This window comes from Bacillus cereus group sp. MYBK95-2, from assembly GCF_051915225.1.
Classification (GTDB): domain Bacteria; phylum Bacillota; class Bacilli; order Bacillales; family Bacillaceae_G; genus Bacillus_A; species Bacillus_A cereus.
In genome coordinates this window covers 1-586 of sequence record NZ_JBQAEH010000037.1, presented here as the reverse complement: position 1 = coordinate 586, position 586 = coordinate 1, and the positions used below count along the sequence as shown (strand labels likewise).

Sequence of the window (586 nt, the reverse complement as noted above, 5' to 3'; positions counted from 1 at the left end):
GGAGCTGTGAACGGACCAAAAATAAATCCAACACAACCAGCGATTCCATCAACGGAACAAGGAGCTGTGAACGGACCAAAAATAAATCCAACACAACCAGCGATTCCAGCAGCGGAACAAGGAGCTGTGAACGGACCAAAAATAAATCCAACACAACCAGCGATTCCATCAGCGGAACAAGGAGCTGTGAACGGACCAAAAGTAAATCCAATACAACCAGCGCTACAAGGTTTAACACCAACAGTGAGCAAGCCAGCACCAACAGTACAAGGTTCAGCGCCAACAGTGAATCAACCACCAGCACCAACGGTACAAGGTTCAACACCAACAGTGAGTAAGCCAGCACCAATGGTACAAGGTTCAGCGCCAACAGTGAATCAACCAGCACCAACGGTACAAGGTTCAACACCAACAGTGAGCAAGCCAGCACCAACGGTACAAGGTTCAGCGCCAACAGTGAATCAACCAGCACCAACGGTACAAGGTTCAACACCAACAGTGAGCAAGCCAGCACCAACGGTACAAGGTTCAGCGCCAACAGTGAATCAACCAGCACCAACGGTACAAGGTTCAACACCAACAGTGA

1 pseudogene is annotated in these 586 nt (G+C 49.3%); it reads left to right on the top strand.

Annotation, left to right across the window (positions count from 1 at the left end):
• Positions 1-586 (top strand): annotated as a pseudogene (locus tag ACTFN4_RS30395) (hypothetical protein); the annotation flags it as partial.